The sequence below is a fragment of the Parasaccharibacter sp. TMW 2.1891 genome (assembly GCF_023337675.1).
GTDB classification, from domain to species: Bacteria; Pseudomonadota; Alphaproteobacteria; order Acetobacterales; family Acetobacteraceae; genus Bombella; species Bombella apis.
The window spans coordinates 201657-217575 of sequence record NZ_QORT01000002.1 but is presented as its reverse complement, the minus strand read 5'-3'; the positions used below and the strand labels follow the sequence as shown (position 1 = coordinate 217575).

The window sequence follows — 15919 nt, the reverse complement described above, 5'->3', positions numbered from 1 at the left end:
CCATCTTTCAGACCGGGGGAACTCCCCCCGGTTCATGCAGCGCCAGTCTTAGCGCAGGCCCAGAGCCTTGGTCCGCTTGGCGACTTCCTCAGGAGACGCATCGCCAGCCGTCAGCCAGGAACCACCGACACAGCCAACGGTCGGCAGGGCCAGCCAGTCCTTGTAGGTAGCCTCGGTGATGCCGCCTGTCGGGCAGAAACGCACGCCAAGGTTGCCAAACACGGCGGACAGACCCTTGAGGGCCGGGATGCCACCGTTGGTCATGGCCGGGAAGAACTTGAAGCGGCGCAGCCCCAGGTCCAGACCCATCATGATGTCGCTGGCATTGGCCGTGCCGGGCAGGAACGGAATGTCACGCTCCAGCGCACCCTTGGCCAGAGCCGGCGTGATGCCCGGGCTGACGATGAACTTCGCACCGGCCTTGATGGCCTTGTCCATCTGCTCGGTATTCAGCACCGTACCGGCACCGACCAGCGCACCCTCAACCTTGGACATCTCAGAGATGACATCCAGAGCAGCCGGTGTACGCAGTGTCACTTCCAGAGTGGAGATGCCACCAGCGACCAGAGCCTCGGCGATCGGACGGGCCTTGGCCACATCCTCAACCACCAGAACAGGCATAATCGGGCTGCGGTCCATCACCGCATCCAGTCTCTCGATGTAGCTCATACCTCGGTTCCTTTCTCAACATCGTCACCGATTTCTTCAAGTTCACGATCCATCATGAACAGCATCGGTGAAGCACCCTCTTCGGCGGACGGAGCCACCTCACGCATGAGGGCGAACAGTTCACGCCCCGTACCGGCTGTCGCACGGTGCGGCTTGGTCGGCGTGCGGGCGGCCCATTCCTTCTCATCCACCAGAGCTTCCAGCTTGCCGGTGCGGGCACAGACACGGATGACATCGCCATCACGCACCTTGGCGAGCGGTCCGCCCGCCTGGGCTTCTGGACCAACATGCACCACGGCCGGAACCTTGCCGCTGGCACCGGAGAGACGGCCATCCGTCACCAGAGCCACCTTGAAACCCTGGTCCAGCTCGACGCCGAGGGACGGGATCAGGTTGTGCAGCTCGGGCATCCCGTTGCCGCGGGGCCCCTGGCCGATGACGACCACAACGACATCACGATGCAGCTCGCCAGCCTTCTGGGCCTCCTTCACGGCGGTCTGGGACTGGAAGACACGGGCCGGAGCCTCGATGGTCAGCAGGTTGTCTGCCACGGCGCTGGACTTGTACACGCCACGGCCCAGATTGCCCTGAAGCAGCTGGATGCCCCCCACCGGGTGGAACGGCTCCTTCGCACCACGCAGGATTTCCGGATCGCTGGAAGGCTTGGCCGGCGTGTAGACGACGTTCTTGTCATTCCCCATCAGGGCACGCTTGGCGTAGTCCTCAAGGCCGTTTTCGGAGATGGTCGGAGCATCACGGTGCAGCAGACCTGCATCGGACAGCTCGGCGATGACCGTCGGCAGGCCACCAACCTCGTTGAACTTGTTCACATCGGACGGACCGCTCGGATAGACCTTGCAGAGTGTCGGCACGACGGCGGAGAGATCGGAGAAATCTTCCCAGTTCACGATGATGCCAGCAGCACGGGCCACGGCCGGGATATGGACGGTATGGTTCGTGGAACCACCTGTTGCCATCAGGCCGACAATCGCATTGACGATGGCCTTCTCATTGACAACTTCCGCCATCGGGCGGGGATCCTTGCCCTTGTTGCTGATCTCGACCAGACGATGCACACCGGCACGTGTCATGGCCTGACGCAGTGGCGTATCAACCGGAATGAAGGAGGAATCCGGCATCATCAGCCCAAGGAACTCCGCCATCATCTGGTTGGTATTGGCCGTACCATAGAAAGTACAGGTCCCTTCGCTGTGATAGGAAGCCATTTCGGCTTTCATCAGCTCATCCTTGCCGATCTTGCCCTGCACATAGAGCTGACGGACACGGACCTTTTCCTTGTTCGGCAGGCCGGAGGTCATCGGGCCGGAGGGGATCAGCATACCCGGCAGGTGGCCGAAGCGCAGCGCACCCATCAGCAGGCCCGGCACGATCTTGTCGCAGATGCCAAGCAGAGCAACACCATCATACATGGCATGGCTGAGACCGACAGCCGTGGACTGGGCGATCACATCACGGGAGAACAGGGAGAGGTCCATCCCCTCCTGCCCCTGCGTAACGCCGTCACACATGGCCGGAGCCCCACCAGCAACCTGAGCCGTGGCACCAACCTCACGCGCAAAAACCTTCATCTGCTCTGGATAACGGCCATAGGGCTCGTGTGCGGAGAGCATGTCATTATAGGTCGTAATGATCCCCAGATTGGGACGCTGCTCAAACACCAGCTCCTGCTTGTCAGCAGCGCTGGAGGCAGCGACGGCGTGAGCCAGGTTGGCACAGGTCAGTCGGGACCTGTCTGCACCTTTTTCACGATTACGCTCCATAAGAGTGAGGTAACGACGGCGGGACGTCTTGGACCGCTCAATAATTCTGGACGTTACACTCTCAACAACGGAATTCAGAGACATTGAAGCACTCGCTGTTCGGCTGGACACCCCACAGACAGACGGATAATTCCCCCTGAGAGACACGGCATCATATTATCATCGCTCGCTTTCCACTCTCATCGAGGAAAGCATGCATCGCCTTTTTTAGGGAAAGACGTCTCACCGGGCAAGCGGGCCACCCATGCACATCTCAGTCATCATCATCTCGCCTACGGCAAGTCCATTTTACGAAAAAGGGCAGTTTCCGGTGGGTTTTTAAAGAAAAACCCAGCTGGATCCTCATGCTGCCATGCATGAAACTCCAGTCTGGGCTTTGTGAAACGAACCCCTCGGCATGCCGGATCAGAGCTCAGCTGGGCGAGTCACGCCCCTGCTCCTCCTCACGGAAGCTCGGCCACTGGCCATCAGCCAGAGAAACGAGAGACGGCGTGGCCACATGGAGACGGCGGCCATATACCCAGTCATTGGTCAGAACATTGCGTACATACTGGCGCGTTTCCGGGCTGGGCAGGCACTCTATGAACATCAGCGGGTCCTGAAGACCCTTCTGGCCGCTTTCCCATCGGAGAATGGCCTGCGGTCCCGCATTGTAGGAGGCCAGCACTTTCAGCAGCGACGCCCCATCACTCTGTTCCCCCTGGGCAAGGCTGTGGGCCAGATAAAGCATATAGAGCTGCCCGACCTCCAGATTATAGCCCGGCTCCCGCAGGCGGCGCTGCATTTCCTGATTGAAATCATCACTGGAAGCCGCTGCAACCGTCTGAGGCAGGTGGTACTGCTCACTTACGAAGCTGGCCGTCGTCGGCCTCACCTGCATCATCCCGTACGCCCCGGCAGCCGATGATGCCGTGGCGTCAAAATTGGATTCCATCCGGGCCACCGCATAAACGAGCGCCGACGACAGACGGAAACCATGATGGGGCCGCAGGTCGGGCAATGGCCCCAGAGCATCCTTGAACTCTTTATGATCCAGTTTTGCCAGCGCCTGCTCCATCTGGTCAGCCAGAGCACGCATCCCGGCCTTTCTGACGACGAGCTGGAGCGAATGTGCCCGAACAGGGTCAGCCAGCGCATCCTGCCACATCTGGCGGGCCAGCATCTCGGCACGCCCCTGCTCACCGAGCTGGATCAGGGCGAAAAGATGCTCCCCCTCTCCCATGGAGGCCACGACATTAATGTCCACCTCACTCAGGGATGCCTGCTTCGCACCAGCCCGCCCGATCGTGGAAAGGGCGCCGGAAACGGCAGCGGCCTGTGATTTCTCGGAATGCAGCAGGCGCCCGGCCAGCAGGCCATAGAAACTCTCACTCTGCACGGATGTCCGGCGCAGCCATGTACGATACAGGGCTGTCTTGCCGTGCCGCTCCGCCACACGTCCGGCCCAGAAAGACGCCGCAGCCTGCACGTCACCATCTGTCTGCTCGGCATTGGCCGCCGTTTCGAACAGGCTGTAGGCCGCATCAAGCTGGCCCTCCCGCCAGGCAGCCAGGCCAGCTGCAAAAGCAGGAAGCCCAACCCGGTACTGCCCTTTCTCCAGTCCGGCAGAACCAACACGCAGCGCTGTCCGTGTATCACCCTGGCTCAGAGCCTGCATGGCAATCTCGCCATACAGCTGGGCAGCATAAGCCGGAGACATCCCCGGTGTGACACGCAGCTGGGCCAGTGCCCTGCGGACACCTTCCTCCCCGGAGGAGGCCTTGTCCATGAGGTCCCGCTCCAGAAAACCATTGCGGACCAGTGTCTGGGAAAAGGACGTCGCCCGGTCGGACTGCTGGATATCCGCAACATTCCGGTACCCGGCAGACGGGGCAGCAGCAGACACCCCCCGACGCAGCTCTTCCTGCTTCTGCCTGAGCAGCGGGGCATCAGGAAGAGCCGGATAACGACGGAGCCAGCTGTCCAGCTCGGACTCGGAAGGAGTGAAATATATACTCAGGTACCGCTCGGCCAGATAATCCGGCAGCAGGAGCTGTCCCGCCGTGCCATCCGTCCCCGGGCCATGGGTCAATTCCCCGAGACGGGCCGCATCACCTGAGCGGACTGCCGCAAAAAGCGCCCTGTAGTGTCCGGCCACCGTGGCCGGCAAAGGATGAGGCAGGGAAACCCCCACCATGGAAGAAGGTGGTGCATCGTGGCCCTCACCGTCTGAATACTCCGGCACGTGGGACGGAAAAGAAAGAGCCTGCCCCTGCGCCGGAAAAACAGTGTTTCCCGCCAGAATGGCAGCACCGAGAACGGCACCACGCCACACTGCGGGAGACCCACATGGCAATATCCATCGCATAATGCCGAGGGACGTAACCCGCTTTTATTTTTCTGGCAACCCTTGACGTCAAGCCAGACAATTCCAGTGTGCCTTTCATAGTAACGGCTCCCTAGCCAGGAATCCAGAATATTCTTCTGATTTTACACGCTGTTAGCTTTTTTTCTGTATCTGGTCAGCGATAGAATTAAGAAATTATGAAATTCACTCCCATTCCGGCCCTCAGCCTCCTGCATCAACACCTGTTCCCGACTACGAATCGGCAGCCTGCGCTGCTTCCTGTGAGAGAGTCGCATCCAGCAGGAGCATGTCAGCCCACAGCGCCTTCCGTCGTCCCGCCGTTTCCCCCAGCTGGGCCGGGTGCCAGAGAGGTAACAGAGGCACACCCCCCTCCAGCCCCGGCACATGAGCCTCATGCCAGCGCCCCCGCAACTGACTCAGCCGGGAGGTATTCTGTAAGAGCATGGCAGCGGGCGTACTGCCCATCGTCACAATCCGGCGAGGTCGTGCCAGTGCCACTGCCCTGTGCAGAATGGGCAGGCAGGCTTCCACATCACGCTGTGAGGCACGCTGCCCTCCCGGCGGGCGCCAGGGGATGGCCGGCGCCATGGAAAGCTGGGACCGCTTCAACCCTATGGAGGCCAATATCCTGTCCAACAGGGCCCCCATGGGACCAGCGAAAAGAGTTCCATGCCGGTCCTCATCCTCATTTGGCACATCCCCCACCAGCAGAAATGGGGCTCCCTCCACGATGACAGGTGCCAGATGATGCTTGGCCGTCCGCATCAGGCCAACGCCCGGCAGCTGCTGGCTGGCCTTCAGCAGGGCGGCAACATCCCGGGCCGCAGCGATATCAGCCAACACCTCGTCCCGCCCCCTGACAACACGACGGGACGCGGAAGGTTTCTCCACTGGAGCAGCAGCCTTCTGGCGGGCCCGCACACGATCCGGCAGAACAGGGCTCTCACCCCAGACATCCCACGGCATGTCCTCCATGACAGCATCCACACCCCATTCCTGATGCAGACGGAGGGCAGCAAGAGCATCCTGAGCAGAGCAGGCCGGGAAAGATGCCATGATGAGCGAGATCTCTTCTCTACAGTTCCACGGGATGAAGGGGCGGCTGCACCCCCTCATGGTCTTTGAGCTTTCAATTTGTTACATAGCCTCATCGGAAATGAACACCCCTCCCCCGGACATGGTGCCAGAGCAGATCAGTCTCCCGCCTTGCCCGGCCTCTTCTGCAAGGATGCCCTGCCATGGCGCTGCATCAGGATATGGCTCACGCCAAGATCAATCTGTTCCTCCACGTCACCGGGCGCCGTGAAGACGGATACCACCTGCTGGACAGTCTGGCTGTCTTTGCTGGAGCGGGTGACCATCTCCACCTCTCCACCGGACCACAAGGTCAGGCAGACAGCCTCACGCTACAGGGTCCTTTCGCAAAAGGGCTGGAAGCGGATGAAAACAACCTCGTCCTGAAAGCCGCCCGGGCCCTGCGCCAGACCCGGGGAGAGGAAGCAGCCAGACAGCCCGCCGCTGCCCTCACGCTGGAAAAACGGCTACCGGTGGCATCCGGCATTGGCGGGGGCTCTGCCGATGCCGCCTGCGCCCTGCGCCTGCTGACCCGTTACTGGAGCCTCCCAATGGAAGCGGCCGCCCATGTCGCCCCAACACTGGGGGCGGATGTCCCAGTCTGTCTGGCACAAAAAGCCACACGCATGGAAGGGATTGGTGACATCCTGACAGCAGCCCCGCCCCTGCCAGAGATGGGGATGCTTCTGGTCAATCCGGGGGTCGGTGTCTCCACCCCGAGCATTTTCCGACGTCTGGCAGAAACAGGCGGCATCACCCCCCGCCCGCCACTTGCCTTCCCGGAAGCAGGCTGGCCCACGCTGGACGCTCTCATCGCCTTTCTGGCGCAGACGGAAAACGACCTCCAACCCCATGCCATCGCTCAGGCGCCCGTCATTGCGACCGTACTGGAAACTCTGGCAACCCTACCGCAGGTGCGGTTCCATCGCATGAGTGGGTCAGGAGCGACCTGTTTCGCCCTGTTCGAGACAGCTGACCAAGCCATCAGGGCCGCAGACCATCTGATGGACAGGGACATAGCCCAGGCATGGTGGCACTGGGCAGGACCGGTCCTGCCCTGAACCCACCGGCATTCAGAATGCCCTGCAACAGAAAAGGCCCGCTGCGGAAGAGCGGGCCTTTTTCCATATCAGGAACAACCAGAACCAGCTTACTGTGCTGCACTCTTCAGCCGGGTGTTGCATTCGGAGTAATAACCGCCACCCTTCTGGATCCATTTCAGGCTGCCATTACGCCCGCTGCTTTTATTGGCATTATACTGTGCCAGGCAGGTCTTCATACGCGCCTTGCCCGGTGAGAGAGACGCAAACTCCGGCGAAACACGAGCCGGGAACAGGACATTCCCGCTGGCAACCGGAGCAGCTGCAGCTGGCGCAGTCGGCTTGCCTGTCTCAGCCGGGGCAGAAGCGACCGGCGTGGAGGCAGCAGGAGACTGGGACTGAGCCGCCGCAGCGCTGCCCGTGCAATGGTCCAGCTTGAAATCGGCATACTTCTGACCATTCAGCGTACCGGCCTTCTTCGCATCGCTGAAAGCCTGACGACAGGCCGCCGCAGACATCTTGCCCGCTGGAGACGGAGCAGCCAGAGCGCCCTGAACACCCAGTACGGAACAGGCCACCATGGGCAGGCACAGACGCAACAGTTTCATAGTCTCACCCCTTTTTCATCGTTCGTGATAGCGCAGCCACAGGGGCAGAACGCCACAGTCAGCCGGGCGGATAGCCCGGCCTCACCGTACTGCCTACCAGCCTTATAGGGCTGCCCTGCCTCCGGCAAGAGACAAAACAGCCCTGCCAGTGCCTCAGTTCAGTCGCTCGCCATGCTGGGTCAGGTCCAGACCCATCTGCTCTTCCTCGGCAGAGACACGCATACCGATCAGCCTGTCCACAACCCAGAAAATGAGGGCCGTCAGCACGACAGACCAGACAATCGTGACACCGACAGCCTCAGCCTGCCGGAGAAGCTGGCTCCATCCGCCGCTCACACCGGCAGGACTGGCTGCCGTCGCTGAAAGCGGCCCATAAGCAAACACACCTGTCAGAAGGGCTCCGACAATGCCACCAACACCATGCACACCAAAGGCATCCAGACTGTCATCATAGCCCAGCCTGTTCTTCAGCACGGCAGCGCTGTAGAAGCAGACGCCACCGGCTATCAGCCCGATGGCCAGAGCCCCACCGGGCAGCACATAGCCAGCAGCCGGGGTCACAGCCACAAGGCCCGCCACCGCACCAGAGATGATGCCCAGCGCCGTCGGCTTGCCATGCCGCCACCATTCCACCACCATCCAGCCAACACCACCACCAGCAGCGGCGATCTGCGTTGTCAGCATGGCCATGCCGGCACGGCCATTCGCACCGAGTGCCGACCCGGCATTGAAGCCGAACCAGCCCACCCAGAGCAGGGAAGCCCCGATGATGGCATAGGCCAGATTGTGCGGGGACATATCATCCCGCTTCAGCCCATACCGACGGCCGATCATGATGGCACAGACAAGACCAGCCACCCCGGAATTGATATGCACGACCGTTCCACCCGCAAAATCCACGGCACCAAGACCAGCCACCCAGCCCAGCGGACTCCAGACCCAATGGGCAATGGGAGAATAGACCAGCAGGGACCAGAGGATCGTGAACACGCAAAGTGCCGCAAAGCGGATTCGCCCGGCAAAAGCGCCTGTCAGCAGGGCTGGCGTGATGATGGCGAAGGTCATCTGATACATCAGATAGACACTTTCCGGGATGGTCATGGGGGTTTCAGCCGAAGTCCCGGCGCCCAGCGTGAAGGCTCCGTCCGCACCCTGATGGATATGCTCTGCCACACCCCCCAGGAAGAAACGGGACAGATCACCAATCCAGGGTGTGCCCGTCGTGAAGGCTAGACTGTAGCCCAGCACCATCCAGACAATGCTGACAATACAGCATATGCCAAAAGACTGGATCATGGTGGACAACACGTTTTTGCGCCGCACCATCCCGGCATAGAAAAGAGCCAGACCAGGAATGGTCATCAACAGGACCAGCGCCGTGCTGACCAGCATCCAGGCGGTATCACCCGTATCAATCGCACGCATCACAGAGCTCCCTCGCCGGTTTCCCCAGTACGGATACGCACCATCTGTTCCACATTGGTAACCATGATCTTCCCATCACCGATGCGGCCTGTCCGGGCCGTCTCCGTGATGGCCTGGATGATGTCTGGCACACGCTCATCCGCCACGACTGTCTCCACCCTGATCTTGGCAATGAAGCTGACCGTATATTCCGCCCCACGGTAAATTTCCGTCTGGCCTTTCTGGCGCCCAAAGCCCCGTACCTCCGTCACTGTCAGGCCATGCACGCCAAGCTCGGCAAGAGCCTCCCGCACATCGTCCAGTTTGAACGGTTTGATGATCGCCGTTACAAGTTTCATCCCTTGCGGCCCTCTCCCATGGCTCTTCTGCTGCATGAAGACAAAATCGTGCCACCTTCATAACGATTTCTGCAAGACTTTCTTTTCCGCAAGGATAGGGCTAGACACGATAGACCTGCTCCTTTGACGGAAAGTACCGCCATGACGGGAGCATCCTGCCATTCACCGGGCCGGAAGGAACATCTGCCATGGGCACGGATTACGACCTCTGCATAAATGGTGGTGGCCCCATCGGGGCGACACTGGCCTGCCTGCTTGCGCAGAAAGGGCTGCGCATCCTCCTTCTGGAGCGGGCTCCCCTCTCTCCCACCCCGGCGCAGAATCCCGATGGCCGGGCGTATGCCCTTGCTGAAGGCGTCCGCCCCCTGCTGGAAGAAGCGGGAATCTGGCAGGCCCTGCCCCTGTCTCCCCAGCCCATCACCACCATCCATGTCACCGATAGTCAGGGGCGCATTCCCTCGGCATCCCGCAGCAGCATTGCAGACGGGCTGAGCCTTACCGGTGATGATGCCCCAGAAGGCCGCCCCTTCGGCTGGATGGTGGAAGCCCACAACCTTCTGGCAGCCATCGCCCGTACCCTTATGGCCCAGCCGGGGCTGGATGTCCGGGCACCAGCAACGGGCCGCTTCACCTTCTCGCCCGACAGCGCCCGGATCACCCTGGATACGGGGGACACCGTTACGGCCTCCCTTGTCATTGCCGCAGACGGGCGACGCTCTCTCCTCCGCGAGCAGGCCGGCATCGGGCTGACCCGCATTCCCTATCACAAGGTTGCCCTGGTCAGCGTTCTGGCCCATGAGAAACCCCATCACGGCAGTGCTCTGGAAAACTTCCTGCCGCAGGGGCCTTTCGCCCGGCTCCCTCTTCCTGCCACCGAAGCCCACCCTCACCGCTCCGCCATCGTCTGGACAGACCGGCCCGAGCGCATCGACCATTTCACCCGGCTTGATGCCCGCAGCTTTGCCCGGCTGGTTCAGGACCGTCTCTGTGGGGAAGACCTTGGTGCGCTGGAGCAGGCAGGCACCCACTGGACGTACCCTCTGGCATCGCAATATGCCCATCGCTATTGCGCCACACGGCTGCTTCTGGCCGGGGATGCAGCGCACGGGCTGCACCCCGTGGCGGGTCAGGGCATGAATCTCGGCTTCCGTGATGTCCGCACCCTGAATGACCTTCTGGGAGACGCCCATGCGCAGGGACAGGATCTAGGAGACCCTGCACTGCTGCGACGCTATCAGCGTCTCAGCCGTCCGGGCAATCTCGCCATGCTGGCAGGCTGCGACATGATGGAGCGGCTCTTCAGCACCGACATGCCCCTCATCCGTCATGCTCGCCATGCGGGACTCATGGCCCTGAAGCGCCTGCCATCCCTGCGTCATGGTTTTGTCCAACGTGCCATGGGGCTATAAGAAAACAGCTATGGCCACTTTTCTCGACAGGTTTCCACACTCCTCATCAGAGCCCGGATTTCTGGAAGAATTCTGGACCACCATGCGGGCGCAGGCCTGCGGCTGTTCCGATGCTCTGATCCAGGGGCTTTTTGCAGTGAATATCTGCAACCATGCGGATTTTGCCTCTGCCCTGACATCACTGATCAGCGCCAAGCTGACAGACCGGGCCATGTCGGAAGCCGCCCTGATGCACCTTGTCGCCTCCACGCTGGAGGCCAGTCCCGACATCGTCCGGGCTGCAGCATCGGATATCGTGGCGACCTTCCAGCGGGACCCCGCCTGCCCGGACCTTGCTACGCCGTTCCTGTTCTTCAAGGGGTTTCATGCCCTGCAATCCTACCGTATTGCCCATCATCTCTGGCTGGCTGGCCGCAGACCACTGGCCTATCACTTCCAGAGCCGTGTGAACGAGAAATTCGGTATCGACATCCACCCTGCCGCCCGCATCGGCCAGCGCATCACAATCGATCACGGCACAGGTATCGTCATCGGGGAAACCACCATCATTGAGGATGACGTCTCCCTCTTTCAGGGGGTCACGCTCGGGGGAACCGGCAAAAACAGCGGGCAGCGCCATCCTGTCATCCGGCAGGGCTGCATGATTGGCGCTGGTGCCAAAATACTGGGCCATCTGGAAATCGGTGCCCATGCCCGTGTCGGAGCCGCTTCTGTCGTGCTGGGCAATGTCCCGCCCCGTTCCACCGCCGTGGGCAACCCCGCCCGTATCGTCCGTTTTGGCGACATGGACCAGGACTTCACGAATTATCAGATATGACCGGCACGCCCCGACTTATCCCCAGTTCAGGGGACAGGTTGGGGCATCATCCTGTGTGCCGGGACGGGAAGAATGTGGATGGAATCAGGCGACTCCTGAGAAAACCGCCCTCCTCTACTGTTGATGATCTGTTCCGGCCCTCTTTTCAGCTCACCACAAAGCCGGAATACCCATCAATGAAAAAGCCGGACCGATGCATGACTGCACCGGCCCGGCTCCTTTCCCAGGATTCAGCTCCTGAAAGCCTCAGCCCTTACTGGCGGGAAAAATGGAAGCTCATCCCGTAATCATAGGTCTGACCCGGCTTCAGCTCGATGCTCGGGAAGTTCGGCATGTTCGGGCTGTTCGGGAAGAATTCAGGCTCGAAAGCCAGAGATTCCCATTTGCCATAGGGGCGGCCAGACGGCCCCTGATAATTGCCATACAGATGGTTGCCGGAATAGAACTGCATCCCCGGCATGTTGGTGGCAACTTCCATCACACGGCCGGAACGGGGATCCGTCACACGGGCCACGACACGCTCCGTATTGCCCGGCTGGGATGGGCCGATGAGGACCATGCACTTGTCATAGCCACCCTGCGGAGCCATCTGCGGGTCTGCACTGCCTAGGCCTTCACCCACCGTGCGGGGCTGACGGAAATCGAACGGCGTCCCCTCAACAGAGGCCAGCTCACCCGTCGGAATGGAGTGCTCGTCTGTCCTCAGGAAACGGTCAGCATAGATCTGCACCACTTCCGGAGCAATGCTCCCGGAACCCTCGCCATTGAGGTTCCAGTAGTTGTGCGTGGACAGGTTCACGACCGTCGGAGCCTTGGTCGTCGCATTGAACTTCAGGCTCAGCGTGTCGTTGCCGCTCAGACGATAGGTAACCTGCGTCTTCAGCTCACCCGGGAAGCCCTGATCACCATCGGGGCTGACCATCTTCAGCACAACATAGGCCCCCTGGGAGTCCACGCCCTTGCGAACGATCTTCCAGAGTTTGCGGTCAAAGCTCTCAGCACCGCCATGGAGGGTGTTCGGCCCCTCATTGACGCTCGTATGATACTTCTCACCTTCCAGAGTGAAGACACCACCGGAAATACGGTTGGCCACACGCCCCAGCACGGCACCGAAGTGCGGGTCGGAGTTATGGTTTTCGTACCCGGCAATGTTCGGAAAGCCCAGAACAACGTTCCCCAGACGGCCATTGCGGTCCGGCACGTCCATCTCATGGATGATGGCGCCATAGGTCAGCACGACAACCTTCACCCCATGATCATTGGTCAGGGTGATTGCCTGCACCTTCTTGCCAGTGGAAAGACGACCCCAGTCCTTTGTCTGGACCGTTGGCGCTGCGGCAGCCATGCCAGACAGGGCCACACTGGCAACCAAAGCGCTGGCAGACAGAAGCCAGCTGCGACTCTTCAGAAAAGACATAAAATCTCTCGCACTCCACGAAATACAGGACCCGCCAGGACGACGGGCTGCGCTCCTCCCGGGAGGGGGCAGGAAGCGTCCCCTTCAGGGCTGGTGTCCATCAGAAAACCTAACGATGCAAAAATGCAATACTTCTTTTTCTTAACATGCCTGATATTCGAAAGGGGTAGGCAGCATGGAGCAAGTACCATATGCTTGAGTTCACTGGTCTTCATGACTTGCGCATGTGGAATCAGACGTATGTTACGGCCCGTTCCCGTTAAAGGTATGCCGCTGCCATCTCCTGGTGGATGACGTGGCAAGCCGCATAGCCGGGCCTTGAAGAAAGAAAAAAACAGGAGCGGCAGCAGCATGGCGTGCACAGGCAGCACAAAACAGCATCATCGAGGCAGACTCACTGCACTTTCCGCACTGGTCGGCTGCCTGGCCCTGCTGTCGCTCGGCGGGTGTGGTTCCCTCCACGCCAAGCCGCCGACCGACCCGGACGATCTGGCGGATTACAAGGCGGTCAACGACCCTTACGAGCCTTTCAACCGCAAGATGTTCAGCCTCAACATGTGGGTCTATCACAAGGCCCTGCGGCCGGTAGGACGGTTCTGGAAAAACAACATTCCCCAGCCCATCCGCACCTCTGTCGCCACGCTGAACGAGACATGGCGCCAACCCGCCGTCTTCTTCTCCGATGTGGGGGCAGGGCGCCCGCGGCGTGCGGGGGATTCCTTCATGCGTTTCCTGCTGAACATGACGACGGCTGGCTTCTATGACGTTGCCCAGCATCTTGGCTACAAGCAGCATGAGACAGACCCTGGCATGGTCATGGCGCTGTGGGGGGTCAAATCCGGGCCTTACATTTTCCTGCCCGGGCTTGGTCCTACCAATTTCCGTGATGCCGCAGGCTATGCCATCGGCCAGGGGCTGACACCCATCAACTACGTGCCCAGAGGGTATGGCCTCATCAGCTTCAACTGGGGCTACAACATTCTCGGCACCTTCAATACCTTTGCAGACAGTACAGACCAGCTGGACCAGCTGGAACACCAAAGTCTCGACCCTTATGCTTTCATGCGAAGTGCATGGCAGCAGCAGCGTCAGAGCCAGATCGATACCCTCAAGGCTGATCACCGCGCCACCACCCCCGACTGGTACTGACCATTCCGTCCCCATGAGGACAGCCTTTATTGGAAGGATCCCTAAACATGATGCTCCGTCAGCTTACACGCCGCACCATTCTGGGAGCTGCCAGCCTGTTCGCTCTCATTCCCACGCTGGCCTTCGCCACTCCCTCCAGTGATGAAGCAAAGGCGTTTGTCAATGATTTTGGCGGGAAACTGGTGGCCGTCCTGAACAGCGACACTTCGCTGGACAAAAAGCGCGAAGCCCTTCTGCCCCTCCTGCGGGCCAATGTGGACGTACCAGGAATCGGCCGCTACTGCCTGGGCCGCTACTGGCGGATCGCCACGCCGGAACAACAGAAGCTTTATCTTGAGCTGTTTCAGGACGTACTGCTGAATGCTGTCACGGCCCGCGTGGGGGAATATCAGAACATTTCCGTCCGCCTGGTGGACAGTGTGCCCTCCCCGGCAGGCCAGAAGGTGACCCTTCAGATTTCCCGTCCGCATCAGCCCCCCATCCTGATGACGGCCGTCATTGATGGCGAACCGCCCAAGGTGGTGGACCTGTATGGTGAGGGTGCCAGCATGCGCCTGACACAGCGCAGCGACTACACGACCTACCTCACCCGCCATGGCGGGCAGGTGCAGACATTGATCGACGCCCTCAAGCATCAGCTGGGTCGTCACTGATCTCTCCATTCACAACGGATCAGCAACGTGGAGGGGGCCATAAGCCCCCTTTTCGCTGACTGGCCTGTTTCTCCAACCATGTCCCCGGAATGACTGACGACCTCTCCCTCTTCGATTTCACGCTCCCTCGTGACCATATCGCCACAGAACCTGCCCGCCCCCGTGACATGGCACAGCTCCTGCATGTCGTCCCACCGGCCCTTGCAGGAACTGATGATGCAACCCTCTCCCTCCATCGCATCCGCAATCTTCCCGAACTGCTGAAGGAAGGCGACCTGCTCGTCGCCAATGATACGGAAGTCATCCGGGCAAAAATGGAGGCCCGACGGGGTGACGCAAAAATCGGCATCACGCTGGACCGCATCCTGCCGGAAGGGCAGTGGCATGCCCTCGCCCGCAATGCCCGCAAGCTCCGCCCCGGTGACCGGCTCCACTTCGAGGATGATCCCGTCACGGCGGACGTCCGGACCAATGAGGGCGATGGGGCCGTGACCCTCCGCTTCTCGGTCGAAGGCGATGAGTTCGATGACTTTCTGGAACGCCGGGCCGCCCTGGCCCTGCCGCCTTACATTGCCCGCCCCAATGGTCCGACTGAAGCCGACAACAGCGACTACCGCACCATTTTCTCCCGCTTTCGTGGGGCCGTGGCAGCACCGACAGCGGGACTGCATTTCACGGAAGAACTGCTGGAGGCCCTTGCGGCCAGAGGCATACAAAAACAGACCCTCACCCTGCATGTCGGAGCCGGGACGTTCCTGCCCGTCCGCAGCACCATTGCCGAACATAAAATGCATGCGGAATGGGGCCATATTGATGAGGAAACGGCCCGTCTCATCAACGAGACCCGTGCCAATGGCGGCCGTGTCGTCGCCGTAGGCACCACCAGCCTGCGCCTGCTGGAAAGTGCGGCGGATGAACAGGGTATCGTTCATCCATGGACAGGCGAAACCTCCATCTTCATCCGGCCGGGCTACCGCTTCCGGGCGGTGGACGCCCTGCTGACCAACTTCCACCTGCCCCGCTCCACCCTTTTCATGCTGGTCTGTGCCTTTGCCGGTACGGAGACCATGCGCCATGCCTATCATCACGCCATTGCCGAAGGGCTGCGCTTCTATTCCTACGGTGATGCCTGCCTTCTGGAACGAGCCCCATGACGACCGACTCCACCCGCCCCAACCTTACCCCATCCGAC

Annotated in this window: 14 protein-coding genes; 6 read left to right on the top strand and 8 right to left on the bottom strand. The window is 60.7% G+C overall.

Annotated features, from left to right (window positions below):
- Nucleotides 1-48 precede the first annotated feature (48 nt).
- The 4 genes from eda to DTJ15_RS06490 all read right to left on the bottom strand — a co-directional run bounded on the left by eda (nt 49) and on the right by DTJ15_RS06490 (nt 5853).
- The gene (eda, locus tag DTJ15_RS06505; RefSeq protein WP_043558277.1) at nt 49-669 is read right to left on the bottom strand and encodes a bifunctional 4-hydroxy-2-oxoglutarate aldolase/2-dehydro-3-deoxy-phosphogluconate aldolase; all 621 of its coding nucleotides are present in this window, start codon (nt 667-669) and stop codon (nt 49-51) included.
- The gene (edd, locus tag DTJ15_RS06500; protein WP_249109684.1) at nt 666-2534 is read right to left on the bottom strand and encodes a phosphogluconate dehydratase; all 1869 of its coding nucleotides are present in this window, start codon (nt 2532-2534) and stop codon (nt 666-668) included. Before edd ends, eda begins: the two co-directional genes overlap by 4 nt.
- A gap of 328 nt (nt 2535-2862) precedes the next feature.
- Nucleotides 2863-4626: a transglycosylase SLT domain-containing protein gene (locus tag DTJ15_RS06495; RefSeq protein WP_249109683.1), complete on the bottom strand. Its 1764-nt coding sequence runs from the start codon at nt 4624-4626 to the stop codon at nt 2863-2865.
- 402 nt (nt 4627-5028) lie between these two features.
- Complete coding sequence (locus tag DTJ15_RS06490) at nt 5029-5853, bottom strand: uracil-DNA glycosylase (RefSeq protein ID WP_181005177.1); 825 nt, start codon at nt 5851-5853, stop codon at nt 5029-5031.
- Between the two features lie 182 nt (nt 5854-6035).
- Here DTJ15_RS06490 and DTJ15_RS06485 point away from each other — a divergent pair, with 182 nt between their 5' ends.
- On the top strand, nt 6036-6932 hold the full coding sequence (locus DTJ15_RS06485; RefSeq protein ID WP_043558269.1) for a 4-(cytidine 5'-diphospho)-2-C-methyl-D-erythritol kinase: 897 nt from the start codon (nt 6036-6038) through the stop codon (nt 6930-6932).
- An 89-nt stretch (nt 6933-7021) separates the two neighbouring features.
- Here DTJ15_RS06485 and DTJ15_RS06480 read toward each other — a convergent pair whose 3' ends face one another.
- From DTJ15_RS06480 to DTJ15_RS06470, 3 genes are all read right to left on the bottom strand, one after another.
- Nucleotides 7022-7519, bottom strand: coding sequence for a hypothetical protein (locus DTJ15_RS06480; protein WP_249109682.1), 498 nt, complete (start codon nt 7517-7519; stop codon nt 7022-7024).
- A gap of 153 nt (nt 7520-7672) precedes the next feature.
- Nucleotides 7673-8944, bottom strand: a complete 1272-nt coding sequence (locus tag DTJ15_RS06475) for an ammonium transporter (RefSeq protein ID WP_043558267.1) — start codon at nt 8942-8944, stop codon at nt 7673-7675.
- On the bottom strand, nt 8944-9282 hold the full coding sequence (locus DTJ15_RS06470) for a P-II family nitrogen regulator (RefSeq protein ID WP_043558265.1): 339 nt from the start codon (nt 9280-9282) through the stop codon (nt 8944-8946). The genes DTJ15_RS06475 and DTJ15_RS06470 overlap by 1 nt, the downstream gene beginning before the upstream one ends.
- Before the next feature lie 188 nt (nt 9283-9470).
- On the opposite strand from DTJ15_RS06470, the gene DTJ15_RS06465 reads away from it, so the two are divergent.
- Together DTJ15_RS06465 and cysE are read left to right on the top strand one after the other, a co-directional pair.
- On the top strand, nt 9471-10691 hold the full coding sequence (locus DTJ15_RS06465) for an FAD-dependent monooxygenase (protein ID WP_043558262.1): 1221 nt from the start codon (nt 9471-9473) through the stop codon (nt 10689-10691).
- Between the two features lie 82 nt (nt 10692-10773).
- On the top strand, nt 10774-11508 hold the full coding sequence (gene cysE, locus DTJ15_RS06460) for a serine O-acetyltransferase (RefSeq protein ID WP_227449693.1): 735 nt from the start codon (nt 10774-10776) through the stop codon (nt 11506-11508).
- A 253-nt stretch (nt 11509-11761) separates the two neighbouring features.
- On the opposite strand, the gene DTJ15_RS06455 is transcribed toward cysE, so the two are convergent.
- The gene (locus DTJ15_RS06455; protein ID WP_043558260.1) at nt 11762-12925 is read right to left on the bottom strand and encodes an aldose epimerase family protein; all 1164 of its coding nucleotides are present in this window, start codon (nt 12923-12925) and stop codon (nt 11762-11764) included.
- Between the two features lie 351 nt (nt 12926-13276).
- Between DTJ15_RS06455 and DTJ15_RS06450 the strand changes: the two genes are divergently transcribed.
- The 3 genes from DTJ15_RS06450 (at nt 13277) to queA (ending at nt 15881) form a co-directional block, all read left to right on the top strand.
- Entirely contained in the window at nt 13277-14074 is a 798-nt protein-coding gene (locus DTJ15_RS06450) for a VacJ family lipoprotein (RefSeq protein WP_081563399.1), read from the top strand.
- Nucleotides 14075-14121: 47 nt separating this feature from the next.
- Nucleotides 14122-14727 (top strand): phospholipid-binding protein MlaC, encoded by a 606-nt coding sequence (locus tag DTJ15_RS06445; protein ID WP_227449678.1) that lies wholly within the window; start codon nt 14122-14124, stop codon nt 14725-14727.
- Nucleotides 14728-14816: 89 nt separating this feature from the next.
- Nucleotides 14817-15881 (top strand): tRNA preQ1(34) S-adenosylmethionine ribosyltransferase-isomerase QueA, encoded by a 1065-nt coding sequence (queA, locus tag DTJ15_RS06440; protein WP_249109680.1) that lies wholly within the window; start codon nt 14817-14819, stop codon nt 15879-15881.
- The last annotated feature ends 38 nt before the right edge of the window (nt 15882-15919 follow it).

Excerpts from the sequence above, each read along its gene's own strand:
- DTJ15_RS06470 (WP_043558265.1), bottom strand. The coding sequence starts at position 9,282 with ATGAAACTTGTAACGGCGATCATCAAACCGTTCAAACTGGACGATGTG.
- DTJ15_RS06450 (WP_081563399.1), top strand. The coding sequence starts at position 13,277 with ATGGCGTGCACAGGCAGCACAAAACAGCATCATCGAGGCAGACTCACT.
- DTJ15_RS06480 (WP_249109682.1), bottom strand. The coding sequence starts at position 7,519 with ATGAAACTGTTGCGTCTGTGCCTGCCCATGGTGGCCTGTTCCGTACTG.
- DTJ15_RS06445 (WP_227449678.1), top strand. The coding sequence starts at position 14,122 with ATGATGCTCCGTCAGCTTACACGCCGCACCATTCTGGGAGCTGCCAGC.
- DTJ15_RS06455 (WP_043558260.1), bottom strand. The coding sequence starts at position 12,925 with ATGTCTTTTCTGAAGAGTCGCAGCTGGCTTCTGTCTGCCAGCGCTTTG.
- cysE (WP_227449693.1), top strand. The coding sequence starts at position 10,774 with ATGCGGGCGCAGGCCTGCGGCTGTTCCGATGCTCTGATCCAGGGGCTT.
- eda (WP_043558277.1), bottom strand. The coding sequence starts at position 669 with ATGAGCTACATCGAGAGACTGGATGCGGTGATGGACCGCAGCCCGATT.
- DTJ15_RS06490 (WP_181005177.1), bottom strand. The coding sequence starts at position 5,853 with ATGGCATCTTTCCCGGCCTGCTCTGCTCAGGATGCTCTTGCTGCCCTC.
- DTJ15_RS06465 (WP_043558262.1), top strand. The coding sequence starts at position 9,471 with ATGGGCACGGATTACGACCTCTGCATAAATGGTGGTGGCCCCATCGGG.
- DTJ15_RS06485 (WP_043558269.1), top strand. The coding sequence starts at position 6,036 with ATGGCGCTGCATCAGGATATGGCTCACGCCAAGATCAATCTGTTCCTC.
- DTJ15_RS06475 (WP_043558267.1), bottom strand. The coding sequence starts at position 8,944 with ATGCGTGCGATTGATACGGGTGATACCGCCTGGATGCTGGTCAGCACG.
- DTJ15_RS06495 (WP_249109683.1), bottom strand. The coding sequence starts at position 4,626 with ATGGTGGGGGTTTCCCTGCCTCATCCTTTGCCGGCCACGGTGGCCGGA.
- edd (WP_249109684.1), bottom strand. The coding sequence starts at position 2,534 with ATGTCTCTGAATTCCGTTGTTGAGAGTGTAACGTCCAGAATTATTGAG.
- queA (WP_249109680.1), top strand. The coding sequence starts at position 14,817 with ATGACTGACGACCTCTCCCTCTTCGATTTCACGCTCCCTCGTGACCAT.